The sequence below is a fragment of the Streptomyces sp. NPDC046215 genome (genome assembly GCF_040646215.1).
GTDB classification, from domain to species: Bacteria; Actinomycetota; Actinomycetes; order Streptomycetales; family Streptomycetaceae; genus Streptomyces; species Streptomyces stramineus.
The window spans coordinates 26,597-40,976 of the sequence record NZ_JBEYZW010000065.1 but is presented as its reverse complement, the minus strand read 5'-3'; the positions used below and the strand labels follow the sequence as shown (position 1 = coordinate 40,976).

The following is a 14,380-nucleotide window of genomic DNA, read 5'->3' as shown; positions in this document are numbered from 1 at the left end:
GCAGGTCGGCGGCGGGGACGCGCTGCTCGTCCCAGTCGCGCCGGTCGATGCCGACGCGCCAGCCACGATCCCCCTCCCTCCCCTGATCTATCCACTTCGTGCGGCCCATTCACCCCATTGGGCAGGCGCTCGGAGTGAAGAGAGGGGGTGTTTGGGGGCGCGTTCCGGGTGTGATCTGTCCTGCCGATCATCCTCTGCCTACCGTCGGGGTAACTGCACGGCGGGGAGGTTCGGCGGATGAACGGGCGGCGGACCGATGCGGACGAGACCTTGGTGCGCATCAGAGATCTCGCCGGGCGGCCCCGAGGCACGGGCTTCCTGGCGGACGACCGCGGCACCATGATCACCAGCCATGAGGCGGTCGACGGCCTGGCCCGGCTCGTCCTCCTCGCGGCCGGTGACCGCACCTGCCTGGTCGGTGCCGAGGCGGTCACCGCGCTGCCCGGCTGCGACCTGGCCCTGGTGCGGACGGAGGGGCTCGGTGTGGCGCCCCTGCCGGTCGCTGCGGCCGACTGCATCGAGGAGGGCGCCGAGGTGCGGCTGCGGGCGGGCCGCTGGCAGAGCGCCCAGGTCATCGGCGACGCCCTGGTGACGTACACCGCCACCGACCGCTTCCATCTGCTGGACGCCGCGGTGGAGCTCTCCCTCGGCGAGCGCGACGGGCTGCGGCTCGGCGAGGAGGCCACCGGCGGGCCGGTGCTCGACGCCCGTACCGGAACGGTCGTCGCCGTCCTCGGTACCGCACTTCACGCGGAGCGCCGGTCCGGCGGCTTCGCGATCCCCCTCCGGGCCGCCGCCACCGCCTCCCCGGACGGCCCGCTGGCCGCCCTCCTGGAGCGCAACGCGGCCACCGTCGCGGCCTACGGCCCCGACCTCAATCTCGCCGGCGCCCTCGATCTCACCGGGACGTCACTGGGCCCGGTCACCACCTCGCGGGTCTGGCGCGAACCGGTGGAGCGCCCGGAGATCACCAGGGAGTTCGCCCGCTTCCTCGACCCCGGCGGCCGGCCGGGCGAGGCGGGCACCGACGCCCCGGACGCCGCCGACAGCCGGGGCCTCACCGCCGACGAGCGGAGCCCGGGAGGCGAGGGGCCGCCGCGGCCGCAGGAGCAGCCCCTGGCGGAGGAGTCCCCGCCGGCCCGGCGCCTGGTGTTCGGGCTCGTCGGCGGGCCCGGCACCGGTCGCACCACCGAGCTCGCCGCGCTCGCCGCCCGCCGCGCCCGGGGCGAGGAGCCCGCGCCCACGGTCTGGCTGCGGGGCGCCGACCTCCAGGAGGGCGACGAGAGCGTCCGGGACGCCGTGGCCCGTGCCCTGGAGGCCGCCGGGCGGATCGTCACCGCCTCCGCGGGTCCCGAGGGCACCATCGGGGACCCGGCCGAGGCCACGCCCGAGGCCGTCGCCGCGCTCGCGAGCCGGGTGCATCGCCCCCTCCTCGTCGTCCTCGACGGCCCCGAGGAGATCCCGCCCGTCCTCGCCCACGCGCTGCCCGCCTGGACGGCCGCGACGGCGGAGTGGCTGGAGGAGACCTCCGCCCGGCTCGTCATCGCCTGCCGCCCGGAGCACTGGGAGACGGCCGGCGCGCTCTTCCCCCGCCGCCTCCTCCACAGCTCCCCGGCCGTGGCGGCGCCCCGCGGCCTGCCGCCCTGCGTCCACCTCGCCGACCTCAGCCCCCGCCAGGCCGCCGAGGCCCGCACCGCGTACGGCGTGCCCGCGGAGGCGATCGACCCGGGGGACGCGGCCCACCCCCTCGCCCTGCGCCTCTACTCCGAAGTCCGGGCCGCGCTCCCGGACGCCACGAACCCGGGGGACACGGACCCGGGGGAGGAGGCCGGCCCGGACGGGGACGGCGCCCGGCCCCCCGACCGCTGGGGCATCTTCTCCGCCCACCTCGACCTGATCTGCCTGCGCATCGCCGTGCGGCTCTCCGCCGACCGCAGGCCACCGCTGCGCGGCACCACCGTGCGGCGGCTCGCGGCCCGGGTCGCCGGGCAGGTCCACGAGGCCGCCCGCCGGTGCCTCGGGCCGGGGCAGGGGGAACTGGACCGCGAGGCGTTCGAGGAGCTCTTCCCCTGGCGCAACGGCTGGGCGTCCGCCGTCCTCACCGAAGGGCTGCTCGTCCCGGCCGGCACCGGCTACCGCTTCGCGCACGAGGAGTTCGCCGACTGGCTGCAGGGGGCCCACCTCGACCTCGACGCGGCCCTGCACGCCCTGGTCCACCGCTGGTACGAGCCCGAAGGGCCGCCCGCCGAGACCGAGGCCCGCCTGCCGTCCCGGCCGGGCGCGGGCCCCGCGCCGGAGGGCCACGTCCCACCGCCCCCGGGTTCGAGGCGCCCCCCGCGCACGGCGTCCGCCCGCCGCCGCACCCGCGGCGGCCGCAAGGACGAGGGCAGCGGCGATCAGGAGCAGCCCAGGCAGCCGCTGCCCGTGCCCCGCCACCGCATCGGCCCCGTCCTCCAGGCCCTGCTCCTCCTCGGCCGCCGCTCCGGCCCGAGCGAGCTGGCCTACCGCCTCAGCGGCCTGGTCTACGCGGTCGAGGCCCTCTCCATGGCGGGCAGGTCCACCGCCGAACCCGAGGACGGCGAGGAGGCCGCCGGCCGGGCGGCCGCCCTCCCCGACCCCGACTGGTGGGCCGCCCACCTGCTCGGCGAGACACTGCTCCGCGTCCCGGACGCCACCCCCTACCTGGGCCCCCTGCGGCTGCTCGCCGAGCGCCTCACCGCGCGCTCCCTCGACGTCGGCGGCTTCGACGGCGAGGCGCGCCGCGCCCTGGGGGGCCTCGCAGAGTTCGGGCCCTGGTTCTGGCTCCGGCTGCCGCTGGGCCTCGCCGACCGCCTCGACCTGCTGCGCCTCCTGGTCCCCGCGGACGGCCCGCCGCCGGGCGCCGCCCAGACGCCGGCACCAGACGCGCCCGCGGGGCCGCCGGCGCAGAAGGACCGCTTCCTGCCCGCCGTGGCCACCGTGCTCGCCGAGGACCCGTGCGCCGCGCAGCCCCTCCTGTGCCGCTGGTTCTCCGACGACCGCCCCTTGCAGGCCGAGCCGTACGGGGACAGCGTCCGGCCGACGGTCTCCACCGCCGCGCAGGTCCTCCTGCACACCCACCGCCGCCGCGCGGTCGACGACCTCGCCGAGGCCCTCGTGGAGGCCGGCCACCCCCGCGCCGACGAACTGCTGGTCGCCCTCGCCGAGGACGAGCCCTCCGCGATCTGCCGGGCCGTGGACCGCTGGGCCCACGACGACCGCATCGAGCGGCACGTGGCGGCCGCCGCCTACGCCCTGAAGACCGCGCCCTACGTGACCACCGACGCCGACCGCGAGCTGTTGCGCTACTCCGCCCTCGCCCTGCTCGCCCGCCCCGCCGAGGGCGCCCTGCACGGCACCGCGCTCTCCCTGCTCGTCCGCGACCGGGGGACCCGCGCCAAGTACTTGCCACGGGCCGTCGTCCTCTTCGCCGCGGGCGACCCCCACTTGCCGGCCGAAGCCCTCGCCGCCGCCCTGGGCACCCACCCCGAGCCCGTGTTCGCCGTCTTCCGGGCGCGGCTGTTCGAGCCGGGGGACGGGCCGGGCGAGGTGATGCGCGCCCTCGCCGGCGTCACCGCCCCCACCCTCGCCCGCCGGGCCGCCGCGCTCGTCCAGGAGCACGTCGAGCACCACCCGGAGGGCGCCGGCTGCGCCGCCGCCTTCGTGGACCGTCGGCTGGAGGCGGGGCCGGCGGCGCGGTCCGTCCTCTTCCCGCTCGTCGTGCACCTGCTGAGCAGCCGCTCCGCCCAGGTCCGGCGCGCCCTCGCCCCCGTCCTCGCCCACCCCGGCACCGCCGCGTCCCGCCCCCTGCGCCAGGAGTTGCTGGAGGTGCTGCTGGAACGGGAGCAGTACGGGCCGTACGAGCGCGACCTCACCGTCCTGGACGCCCTGCTGCGCGCCGTGGCCCAGGGCGCCGAGGAGCGCACCGAGGCCCGCACCCGCGACCTCGTCCACCGCACGGGCCTGCTGATGGCCCGCACCCCCGACGGGGCGGCGCTCTTCGACCGGCGGCTGACGCACCTCGCCCGGGAGGTGCCGGTGTTCGGGGCGCAGGTGCGCGGCTGGCTGAGGTCGGCGCCGGCGCAGTGGGCGGTCGTGGTCGGCTCCCGGGCGCGGATCCGGCTGACGGCCGGCGGCGAGGAGGGACAGGAGGGCGAGGACGGGAGGGGCGGGCAGGACGGGAAGGACGGAACGGACGGGGACCTGACAGTCGGTGGACCGGCCGATGCGGGGCGTCGAGAACCGGCATGGCACTCTTAGTCCTGCGTAATCGACAGACAAAAGTTCGGGTTCGGGCGAGGAGCGGGCACAGTGCAGCGCTGGCGTGGCTTGGAGGACATCCCCCAGGACTGGGGGCGCAGCGTCGTCACCATCGGCTCGTACGACGGGGTGCACCGGGGGCACCAGCTGATCATCGGGCGCGCGGTGGAGCGGGCGCGGGAGCTGGGCGTGCCCTCGGTCGTGGTGACCTTCGACCCGCACCCGAGCGAGGTCGTGCGGCCGGGCAGCCACCCGCCGCTGCTGGCGCCGCACCACCGGCGTGCGGAGCTGATGGCCGAGCTGGGCGTGGACGCGGTGCTGATCCTGCCGTTCACGGCGGAGTTCTCCAAGCTCTCGCCCGCCGACTTCGTGGTGAAGGTCCTGGTCGACAAACTGCATGCCAGGCTGGTCGTGGAGGGCCCCAACTTCCGCTTCGGTCACCGGGCGGCGGGCGATGTCGACCTCCTCAAGGAGCTCGGCACCACCTACGACTACGACGTCGAGGTCATCGACCTCTATGTGACCGGCGAGGCGGGCGGCGGGCTGCCGTTCTCCTCCACGCTGACCCGGCGCCTGGTCGCCGAGGGCGATGTCGCCGGCGCGATGGAGATCCTGGGCCGCCCGCACCGCGTCGAGGGCGTCGTCGTCCACGGCGCGCAGCGCGGCCGCGAGCTGGGGTACCCGACGGCCAACGTCGAGACCCTGCCGCACACCGCCATCCCGGCCGACGGGGTGTACGCGGGCTGGCTGACCGTCGGTGACGAGGCCATGCCCGCGGCGATCTCGGTCGGCACGAACGTGCAGTTCGACGCGACCGAGCGGACGGTGGAGGCGTACGCAATCGACCGGACCGACCTCGATCTGTACGGGCTCCACGTGGCCGTCGACTTCCTCGCCTACCTGCGCGGCATGGAGAAGTTCGACTCCATCGAGGCGCTGCTGCTGTGCATGGCGGGCGACGTGAAGAAGTCGCGCGACCTGGTCGCGGCGCACAGGGAGACCTCCGCCGCGGGCTGAGGCCGGCTGAAGACGACACGAGGGCCCCGGGCGCTACTGCTGCCCGGGGCCCTCGTGTCGTGCCGACTACTGCTGGTGCGGGGGATACGGCTGCGGCTGCTGGGGGTAGCCGTAGCCGCCGGGCTGCGGCCAGCCGCCCTGCGGCGGCTGGGGCTGCTGCGGCTGCGGTTGGGGCTGTGCCTGCGGCTGGCCGGTGTACGGGTCGTACGCGTAGTACGGGCCCGGGGCCGGAGCCTGCCCGCCGGGGTGGCCCTGCTCGGCCGCGTACGGGCCGGGGGCCGGGGTCGGCGGCGCCTGGTGCGCGGGCGGGTTCTCGCCCGTCCACAGGCCGTGCTGCTGCTGGGCCCGGGCGAAGTCCTCCGCGACCAGGGCGGACAGCCCGAAGTACGCCTCCCGCGTCTTCGGCCGCATCATCTCCAGGTCGACCTCGGCACCGGCCGCCAGGTGCTCGTCGAAGGGCACGACGACGACCCCCCGGCACCGCGTCTCGAAGTGCGACACGATGTCCTCGACCTTGATCATCTTTCCGGTCTCGCGGACGCCCGAGATGACGGTGACGCTGCGCGCGACGAGATCGGCGTAGCCGTGCGCGTGCAGCCAGTCGAGGGTGGTGCTGGCGCTGCTCGCGCCGTCGACGGACGGCGTGGAGACCACGATCAGCTGGTCGGCGAGGTCGAGAACCCCGCGCATCGCGCTGTACAGCAGGCCGGTGCCCGAGTCCGTCAGGATGATCGGATACTGCCGGCCCAGCAGGTCTATCGCCCGCCGGTAGTCCTCGTCGTTGAACGTCGTGGAGACCGCCGGGTCCACGTCATTGGCGATGATCTCCAGCCCGGAGGGCGCCTGCGAGGTGTAGCGGCGGATGTCCATGTAGCTGTGCAGGCTCGGGATCGCCGACACCAGGTCACGGATCGTCGCCCCCGTCTCGCGGCGCACCCGGCGGCCCAGCGTGCCCGCGTCGGGGTTGGCGTCGATCGCCAGGATCTTGTCCTGCCGCTCGCTCGCCAGCGTCGCGCCGAGGGCGGTCGTCGTGGTCGTCTTGCCGACACCGCCCTTGAGGCTGATGACCGCGATGCGGTAGCAGGAGAGCACGGGCGTGCGGATCAGCTCCAGCTTGCGCTGCCGCTCCGCCTCCTCCTTCTTGCCACCGAACTTGAACCGGCTGTTGACGGGCTGCTTCTTCGGCTTGGGCTTGTTCCGCAGCAGCCGCTCCGAGGACAGCTCCATGGACGCCGTGAACCCCAGCGGCGCGCCGTGCACCGAGCGCTGCCGCTGCTCCGGCGACACGGTGGGCCAGCCGCCGGCGCGGGGGTCGGAGGGCGGGCCGGGCTGAACTGGCTGGACGGGCGGGCCGGGCTGAACGGGCTGTTGCGGTTCTGCCGGTGACGGCGCGTCGGCGAGGGGCGGCAGGGCGCCGGCCCCGGCGTGCGGGGCGTACGGGGAGTGCGGGGTGGGTGCCGCCTGGGCCGCCGGGGTGGCTGCCGGGGGCAGGGCTCCGGCCGGGCCGCCGTAGCCCTGCTGCGGGTGGGCCTGCTGCGGGTGGGCCTGCGGCCCGACGCCGTCGAGCGGCGGCGGAACGGGGACCGGGCCGGGGGCCGGCTGAGCGGCGGGCCCGCCGGCGGTGCCGCCGAGCGCCGGGGACGGCGCGGCGGACTGGTGCGCCGCGGCCGGAGCGCCGGAAGCGGCCTGCCCCGGGTGGCCGAGGGGCGCCTGCGGGCCGGGCTGGCCGGGGCCCTGCTGCGGACCGGGCGCGTACGGGGACGCGGGGGGCGCTGCCTGCGGGGTGTGGGGGGCTTGGGGGGCGGCGTCGGGGCGGGGGTAGCCGTAGCCGCCCTGGGGGGCGGGGGCCGGTGCCGGGGCCGTCGGGGCCGGGAGCGGGGCAGGTGCGGGCTGGGAGGCGGCGGTGGTGTCGGGGCCGGGGTAGCCGTAGCCGCTCTGCGGGGCCGGGGCAGGGGCCGGGGCCGGGGCCGGGCCCGGGGCTGAGGCGGTGTCAGGGCCGGGGTAGCCGTAGCCGCCTTGCGGGGCTGACGCCGGGGCCGGGGCCTGCGGGGGTGCGGCGTGGGTGACGGGCGTGGGCGGGGCCTCCGGGCGCGGGTAGCCGTAGCCGCCCTGCGCGCTGGGGGCCGGTGCCGGTGCGGTGGGCTCGGCCGGGGGCGTCGGGGCGTCCGGGTGGGTGCCGTCGTGGCCGTGCGGGAGGGCGGCGACCTGTGGGGGCGCTGTCGGCTCGGCCTCGGAGGCGGGCGTGGCCGGCGCCTCCGGGAGCGGGTGGGCTCGGTCGCTCCGCGGGCTCGGAGCCGGGCCGGGGGCCGGGGCCTCGGCGGCCGGGGCGGGCTCGGGAGAGTCCGGGTGGGCGTGGTCGTCCCGCGGTGCGGGAGCGGTGCCCTCCGCGGGGCCGGCGGCCGGCGGGGCCGCGGGCGCCGGCTGCGCGCCGGGGCCGTCGTGACCGGCGGCGGAGGCGAACGGGCCGGGCACGGGCGGGAGGCCCTGCGGCGCGGGCGCCGCGGGCTGGAAGTCCGGGGGCAGCGGCGGCAGCGCGACCGGGGCGGGCGGCGGGTTCCACTGCGCCGCCGGCGCGGCCGGTCCGTCCGCCGCTCCGTCGGCAGCACGCGCCGCGACCTCGTCCTGGAGCGCGGCGGCCGAGAACCGCATCGTGCCGTTGTCGCGGACGTCCGCTCCACCGGCACCGGTGCCGGTTCCGGCATCGGCACCGACCCCGGCGTCCGAACTCGCCGGAGCCTCACCGCGGGCCTCGTCACCGGCGGGCTCCTCGCCCGGCTCGGCCGACGCCGACGCGACCGCCGGCTCCGGAGCCGGCGTCACCTCGGGAGCCGGAGCCGGAGCCGCCTCCGGAGCCGGGCCCGGGACCGGAGCCGCCTCCGGAACCGGCGGCGTCCACGCGGGCCCCGGGCCGGGAACCGGCAGCGGCTCACCCGACGGCGGGGGCGGTGTCACCGCGCCCGTCCCGCCCTCGGCGGCGCCGTCGGCACCGCCGCCGGAACCGGCCGCGGACGCCGCCGCGTTCTGCGTGTACCAGGCAGGCGGGGTGTAGTCGATCGTGAACTCGCCCGAGTGATCCGGCTCGTTCTCGTGGCCCGCGTCGGACCGGTCCTCGCCGGCTGTGCTCCCGCCCGCGCGGATCTCGTCCCGATCGCTGCTCACTTTGCCTCCTGCTGATGTGGTCCAGTGCCCTGAATCGCCTGTCGGGCCCGACCGTTCCCGTCGTCCGACCGTCGGGGTTCCCCCATGTGCGACGGGAGAGGCCCGGTACGGGTCCTCCCGTGCGTACGCCCACCAAGACTAATCGTCATACGCATCGCCGCGGCAGGCCCGCCCCCACCCCACCGGCCGCCCCGCCCGTCACCTGGGACCATGCCTCTCACCACAACTCCGCCCCCGGCCCGGTGCCGTCGGCGACAGAGGCCCCCCGAGCCGGGTGATACAAAGATTCCCCGCTCGGGTGTCACAACAGCGCGGCATCCACGCCCGATTCGCTCCTTTCCGACGGAATGCTCGGCATATCCCGTCCGATCGCACGGGCCGGCCGGACGAGCGGTCCCGCACCCCACCAGGCCCGCCGGGGCCCGCACACGCAAGGAACGCGCTGATGGCCCAGCCGCACCCGCCGATGCCGCCGAACCCGCCCTCAAGGGACGGATCCGGCACACCACAGCGGCAGGCCGCCGCACCACCGCAGCCCCCTGCCGCCCCACCCGCCTCGCCGCTCCCGGGCCCGTACGCGCCGAACTCTTACGGCACCTACCCGACGGCCCCCGGCCTGCCCTTCGGCGCACCGGCCTTCCCGCCGCCCGTCCCCGACCGGCGCCCGGACCGGAAGCGGACGGCCGTCGTCATCGGCTCGGTCCTCGCGTTCCTCCTCGCCGCCGGCGGTGGCATATGGGCCGTCACCAGCGACGACAAGGGACCCGGCGAGGCCACGGCGCACGGCGGCACCACCCACGAGGACGGGGCGCGCGACCGGGACGCAGCCGGCGGGCCGACCGTGGGCCCGCGGCCCGGCGGCGACGCCGACGACCCCAACAACGCGCGCCGGGCGGGCGAGGCGAAGGTCCTCGTCAACGAGCGCGCCCCCGAGGTGTCCCGCTCCGGCATCGAGATCCCCGGGGCCTGGGTGGTGGGCGACCGCGTCGTCAAGGCCGTGCAGAGCAAGGTCGTCGCCTACTCGACCGCCGACGGCAAGGAGAAGTGGTCCGTTTCCCTCCCGAAGCGGGTCTGCGCCGCCCCGCCGAACGCCACGGACGACGGCAAGGTCGTGGTGGCGTTCGAGGGCGGCCGGGACGGCGAGTGCTCCCGCTTCGCGATGCTCGACCTCACGGCGGGCAAAAAGGTCTGGGAACGGCCGATCCCGAAGTCCGGCAGATTCTCGGGCAGCTACTTCGGCCTGGACATGGCACTCAGCGGTGACGTGGTCGGTGCCTCCTGGCTCGGCGGCTCCACCATGATCAAGGTCGGGGACGGCGCGCCCCTCACCGCCCCCGAGCTCGCATCCGGCTGCTCCGTCGACGGATTCGCCGGCGGCAGGGCGCTGCTGCGCTCATGGCGGTGCGTCAGCGACAGAACCTCGCACGTCGAACGGATCGACACCTCCACCGGCAAGGCCGCCTGGACGTGGGAGGGCCGCGAGGGCCTGGAGACCAAGAAGATCTACTCCACCGACCCCGCCGTCGTCTCCCTCGCCTCGGAGGACGACAAGACCGCCGTCCTCGTCGCGCTCAAGGACGGCAAGGAACGCTCCGCCATCGACCTCGGCAAGCAGGACGACGCGCGCCCCTGCGGCGGCCTCCTGCTCACCGGCCGCGGTGTCGGCGGCTGCCAGGGCGCGGTCGCCTCGGACAGCACGCTCTACCTGGCGACCGGCTACAAGCCGGGGTCCTTCCAGAGCAACGAGGTCCACGCCTTCGACCTCGACACCGGCAAGCGCACGTGGACGTCCAAGAGCGCGGGCCGGGTGCTCGTGCCGCTCCGGATGGACGGCGACAAGGTCATCGCCTACCGGAAGCCGACGTTCGACAAGCCCGGCGCGGTCGTCGGCATCGGCTCCGGCGGTGGTGACCCCGAGGTCGTGCTCCGGATCCCGCACGCGACCAGGAGCGCCGAGACCATGTTCTTCGGCGCCCGGTACCTCTACGAGAACGGCCGCTTCTTCATCGCCTCCACGTACCTGAACGGCAGCGACCGGAGCGACAACAACAAACTGCTGCTGGCCTACGGTGAGGACTGACCCGGGAGGCGTCCGAGGGACACCCCGTGGTCAGTCCACGCGGCGCGCGGCGCCCAGCAGGCCCGTCTCCGGCTCGGTCGGCCGGGTGTCGACGTAGGACCGCGACCGGTGCGCGGACCAGAGGGTGACCCCGTCCGGGAGGGTGGGCAACGCCTCGACGTCGTCGGCCGGCAGCCCCAGCAGCCGCCCGACGTGCCGGGCCTCCTCCGGCGAGACCCGCTGAACGCCGACGAGGTCCGCGCCCCCCATCAGCCGGGGCGCCTCGGGGCTCATATAGGGGAGCAGCGTCAGCACGGGCTGCCAGGGTGCGGCGACGACCCGGCCGCGGGGCGGCCGTGCGCCGCAGTCCCGGATGACGAGCACCGGGCTGTGCACCGACGGCCCCTGCGGCGGCACCCGCCCGACGTCGTGCAGGGTGACGCACTGCTGCCCGCTGTTGGCGGCCTGCGCGAGCGGGGTCCACAGCTGCTTGCGGCCGGTCTCGACGGCGACCCGGGCACCCGTGCCGACCGTGCGCAGCGCGATGACCTGCGCCGTCCACGCGCCGCCGACCAGCACGGCGTCGAACGGGGTGGGACGGCCCAGCCCGAGGACAGCGGGCGCGTCCCGGCTGTCGGCCCCGATGACCACGCCGTCGTCACCTATGGGCAGGGCCAGCGCCTCGAACTGCTCGTGCGACAGCTCGTGCCGCCCGCGCCGCGGCCCGAGCAGCCCCAGGCCGAAGCGCGGCCGCCCGGACGCCGGTACGGGCGCAGGCGGCGGTGAAGCCGTGGTCATCAGCGTGTCCCTCCCAGGGGCAGGGTCGCGAGGACGCCCGGCACCTGCTCGTGGTCGAGCCGCACCAGGCCCGCCTTCACGGCGCGCGCGGTGCGCTCCAGCTCCCGCCCCGTCGCGCCCAGTTCGTCCGCGCTGCGCCCGGTGATCCGGATGTGCGCCGACAGTGTCGGCGCGTGCCGCCCGCCGCGCACCCCGCCCCGCCCGAGCGTCAGGCTCAGCGTCGTCGCGAGCGCGGGCAGCGAGGTGAGCAGGGCGGCCAGCTGCGGCAGGGGAGTGGCCCCCGGCCCCAACTGGGGCCAGCGCCCCACCGCGTACGTGGTGTGCCACCGGTCGTCGCAGCGCCAGGCCCGGGAGCTCTCCAGGGTGCGCCGTGCGGGCGCGCCCGCACGGCCCGCCTGCGCCGACGCCACGGGGTTGACGTGCGCGGCCGTCGAGAGGGCGGCCGTCAGCCCTTCCTCGGACAGCAGCACGGCCCGGAACCCGGCCCCCCGCAACCTGCTGACCAGCTGGTCCGCCGCCCGCAGCACACAGCGCCGGGCACCCTCCACGCCCCCGCCGCGCGCCTGGACGGCCTCCGGGCACAACTCCGGGTCGAACTTCAGCGCCACCCACGTCAGCCGCACGGCCGGCGCCCCGGACAGCGCCTGCAACGGCCCGTAGTTCCGGGCGGCCAGTGCCTCGGGCGGCAGGTGCGGTGCGGGCGCCGGCAGCGCGCTCTGCACCACCTGCACGGACTCCAGCCGGATGCCGTCGACATCCATCGCGTCCCGCAGCAGCGTGAGCGGCAGCGGCCTCTCCACCCGCAGCGGCCGCAGCGGGGCGTCGACCGTCTCGATCCGCAGCACCGCCGTCAGGAACGTACCGTCGCCGACGAGGCCGACCTCGCGGCGCTCACGGTCGGTGAAGGAAGCGGTCCGCAAGGCTGGTTCGCACTCCACGACCGGCGCGATCCCCGGGTCCGTGCCCGGCGGGGCCGGTATCACCCGGCGCACCCGGCCGCGCAGCGCGACCGCCGCGACCAGCCACTCCGCTACCGGCCGCTGACCCCGCCGGACCACCGCGAGCAGCACCAGGACCACGGCCACCACGGCGGCCGGCGCCAGCACCAGCGGACCGGCGAGCCAGCCGACGAGCACCAGGGCCGCCGCCACCTCGATCAGCACCAACTGCTGCAACCGCACCGGCCCCACATGCCCCGCCCGTGCCACAGCCCGCGGCGCGGCCACGCCCGCACCGGGGGTGGTGACCCCCGGCGCCCGTACGCGCGTTGCGGCACCCATGCCCGTCACAGCCCCCTCGCCGTCCCCGGCCAACTCTGCGGTCCGGGCGAATCCCTCGGCCAGCGCCCTCCCTGACGAGTGCACTGATCCCTACCGGCATAGTAGGGGGCCGGTACGACAACCGGACCGAGGGCAGTGCCTGTCGACCGACGCCGACACCAGGGGAGAAGCGGCTACACATGGCATCACGGCGGGATGAGCTCAACGCCTACATCTTCGCGAGGAAGCGCACGGTCGCGGCGTTCCTACAACCCTCGCCCCACGGCACCGAGGAAGGGGCGCCGCGCCCGCTGCGCGCCGTCCTGCCCGGCATCGTCGTCGCGGCGGTGCTGGTCGCGGGGTTCGGGGCCTGGGGCATGTTCAAGCCGACCGCGCCCAAGGGGTGGGACGACGCGGAAGCGCACGTCATCGTCGGCAGCCAGTCCACCACCCGCTACGTCGTCCTGGTCACGGACGGGAAGAAGCAGCTCCACCCCGTCCTCAACTTCGCCTCCGCCAAGCTGCTCCTCGCCCCCGACAAGTCCAGCGTCATCAAGGTGAAGGAATCCCAGCTCGACAACGGCCACATCCCGCGCGGCCCGACCCTCGGCATCCCGTACGCCCCGGACCGCATGCCGGGCGCCGAGGAGGCCGGCCGCAAGAAGCAGTGGGCGGTCTGCGAACAGCCCGGCCCCAACGGCAGGAGCACCCAGAAGGCGGTCTTCCTCTTCGCCGGGCACGACCCGAAGCTGAAGAAGCTCACCGGGGAGCAGCGCCTGCGCGGCGACCAGGCCCTGTACGTGCAGGGCCCGGACGAGGCCCGCTACCTCGTCGACCCGCGGGGCACCAAGTACCTGCTCGGAGGCGCCGACTGGCGGACCGCCGACGCTGCCGAGCACAACCTCCTGCTCCGGTCCGTCTTCAACGACGGCGCCCACCCGCAACCCGTCACCAGGGACTGGCTGGACACCTTCCAGGACGGCGCGCCCATCGTCTTCCCCCGGCTCCGCGGCGAGATCGGCGCGGACGCGGGCGTCCCCACCCTGCCGGCCAAGGCCAACCGCGTCGGCACGGTCCTCAAAGCACCCACCGGCAACGGCACCCAGGACTACGTCGTGCTCAAGGGCAAGGTCCAGCGCGTCTCCCCGCTCGTCGCCAAGCTCCTCCTCAACAGCAAGGAGCTGACCCCCCTCGGCCAGGCGGGCACGGCGGAGCGGGTCAGCGCGGCCGACTTCACGCCGGCCGACGAGGAGTTCTACGGGCAGTACCGCTGGCCCTCGCACGTCCCCCGGCAGGCCAATTTCGTCCCGTCGCCGGACAAGCCGGACAAGAGCGTCAACGACACCGTGTGCAGCGTCTTCGGCGGCCTGTCGGCCGACGGCACCCCCGAACTGGCCACCTGGGCCGGCACCGAGTACCCCGCCGCCATCCCCGACGGGGCCACCAGCGCGTACGTCACACCCGGCTCCGGGATCCTCTACCGCCAGGTCACCGGCCGGCAGACCAACAGCGGCTCGGTCTTCCTCGTCACCGACACCGGTCTGCGCTACGCGGTCCAGTCCAACAACGACAGCGGCGCCGGCAAGTCGAAGATCGGCGAGAAGGCCCCGCCCTCGCCGGGAGCGGCCGGCTCGTCCGACGCGCAGGGCGGCACGGGGTCCGCCGGGCCCACCGAGGCCGACCAGGCGCGCATCCGGCTCGGCTACCAGAAGGTGGACCCGCTGCCCGTCCCCGCCAACTGGTCGCAGTTCCTGCCGACCGGGCCCCGGCTGGACACCAACAGCGCCAAGCAGCCGCAGGGATCGTGAGA

Annotated in this window: 7 protein-coding genes; 4 read left to right on the top strand and 3 right to left on the bottom strand. The window is 76.0% G+C overall.

All coding sequences use genetic code 11. From position 1 onward, the window contains the following. Positions 1-237 precede the first annotated feature (237 nt). Positions 238-4,278, top strand: coding sequence for a serine protease (locus ABZ951_RS24580; RefSeq protein WP_344097795.1), 4,041 nt, complete (start codon positions 238-240; stop codon positions 4,276-4,278). Between the two features lie 51 nt (positions 4,279-4,329). Further along, positions 4,330-5,295, top strand: coding sequence for a bifunctional riboflavin kinase/FAD synthetase (locus ABZ951_RS24575; RefSeq protein WP_344097793.1), 966 nt, complete (start codon positions 4,330-4,332; stop codon positions 5,293-5,295). A 66-nt stretch (positions 5,296-5,361) separates the two neighbouring features. Here the strand turns inward: ABZ951_RS24575 and ABZ951_RS24570 are convergent, their stop codons facing one another. Continuing rightward, positions 5,362-8,454, bottom strand: coding sequence for an SCO5717 family growth-regulating ATPase (locus ABZ951_RS24570; RefSeq protein ID WP_361280690.1), 3,093 nt, complete (start codon positions 8,452-8,454; stop codon positions 5,362-5,364). Between the two features lie 445 nt (positions 8,455-8,899). On the opposite strand from ABZ951_RS24570, the gene ABZ951_RS24565 reads away from it, so the two are divergent. Further along, the gene (locus ABZ951_RS24565) at positions 8,900-10,534 is read left to right on the top strand and encodes a PQQ-binding-like beta-propeller repeat protein (RefSeq protein ID WP_344094451.1); all 1,635 of its coding nucleotides are present in this window, start codon (positions 8,900-8,902) and stop codon (positions 10,532-10,534) included. 30 nt (positions 10,535-10,564) lie between these two features. Here the strand turns inward: ABZ951_RS24565 and ABZ951_RS24560 are convergent, their stop codons facing one another. Together ABZ951_RS24560 and eccE are read right to left on the bottom strand one after the other, a co-directional pair. Beyond that, complete coding sequence (locus ABZ951_RS24560) at positions 10,565-11,311, bottom strand: hypothetical protein (RefSeq protein WP_344094453.1); 747 nt, start codon at positions 11,309-11,311, stop codon at positions 10,565-10,567. Continuing rightward, entirely contained in the window at positions 11,311-12,591 is a 1,281-nt protein-coding gene (gene eccE / locus ABZ951_RS24555) for a type VII secretion protein EccE (protein WP_344094455.1), read from the bottom strand. The genes ABZ951_RS24560 and eccE overlap by 1 nt, the downstream gene beginning before the upstream one ends. A 179-nt stretch (positions 12,592-12,770) precedes the next feature. On the opposite strand from eccE, the gene eccB reads away from it, so the two are divergent. Further along, positions 12,771-14,378, top strand: a complete 1,608-nt coding sequence (gene eccB / locus ABZ951_RS24550; protein WP_344094457.1) for a type VII secretion protein EccB — start codon at positions 12,771-12,773, stop codon at positions 14,376-14,378. The last annotated feature ends 2 nt before the right edge of the window (positions 14,379-14,380 follow it).

Excerpts from the sequence above, each read along its gene's own strand:
- ABZ951_RS24565 (WP_344094451.1), top strand. The coding sequence starts at position 8,900 with ATGGCCCAGCCGCACCCGCCGATGCCGCCGAACCCGCCCTCAAGGGAC.
- ABZ951_RS24560 (WP_344094453.1), bottom strand. The coding sequence starts at position 11,311 with ATGACCACGGCTTCACCGCCGCCTGCGCCCGTACCGGCGTCCGGGCGG.
- eccE (WP_344094455.1), bottom strand. The coding sequence starts at position 12,591 with ATGGGTGCCGCAACGCGCGTACGGGCGCCGGGGGTCACCACCCCCGGT.
- ABZ951_RS24580 (WP_344097795.1), top strand. The coding sequence starts at position 238 with ATGAACGGGCGGCGGACCGATGCGGACGAGACCTTGGTGCGCATCAGA.
- eccB (WP_344094457.1), top strand. The coding sequence starts at position 12,771 with ATGGCATCACGGCGGGATGAGCTCAACGCCTACATCTTCGCGAGGAAG.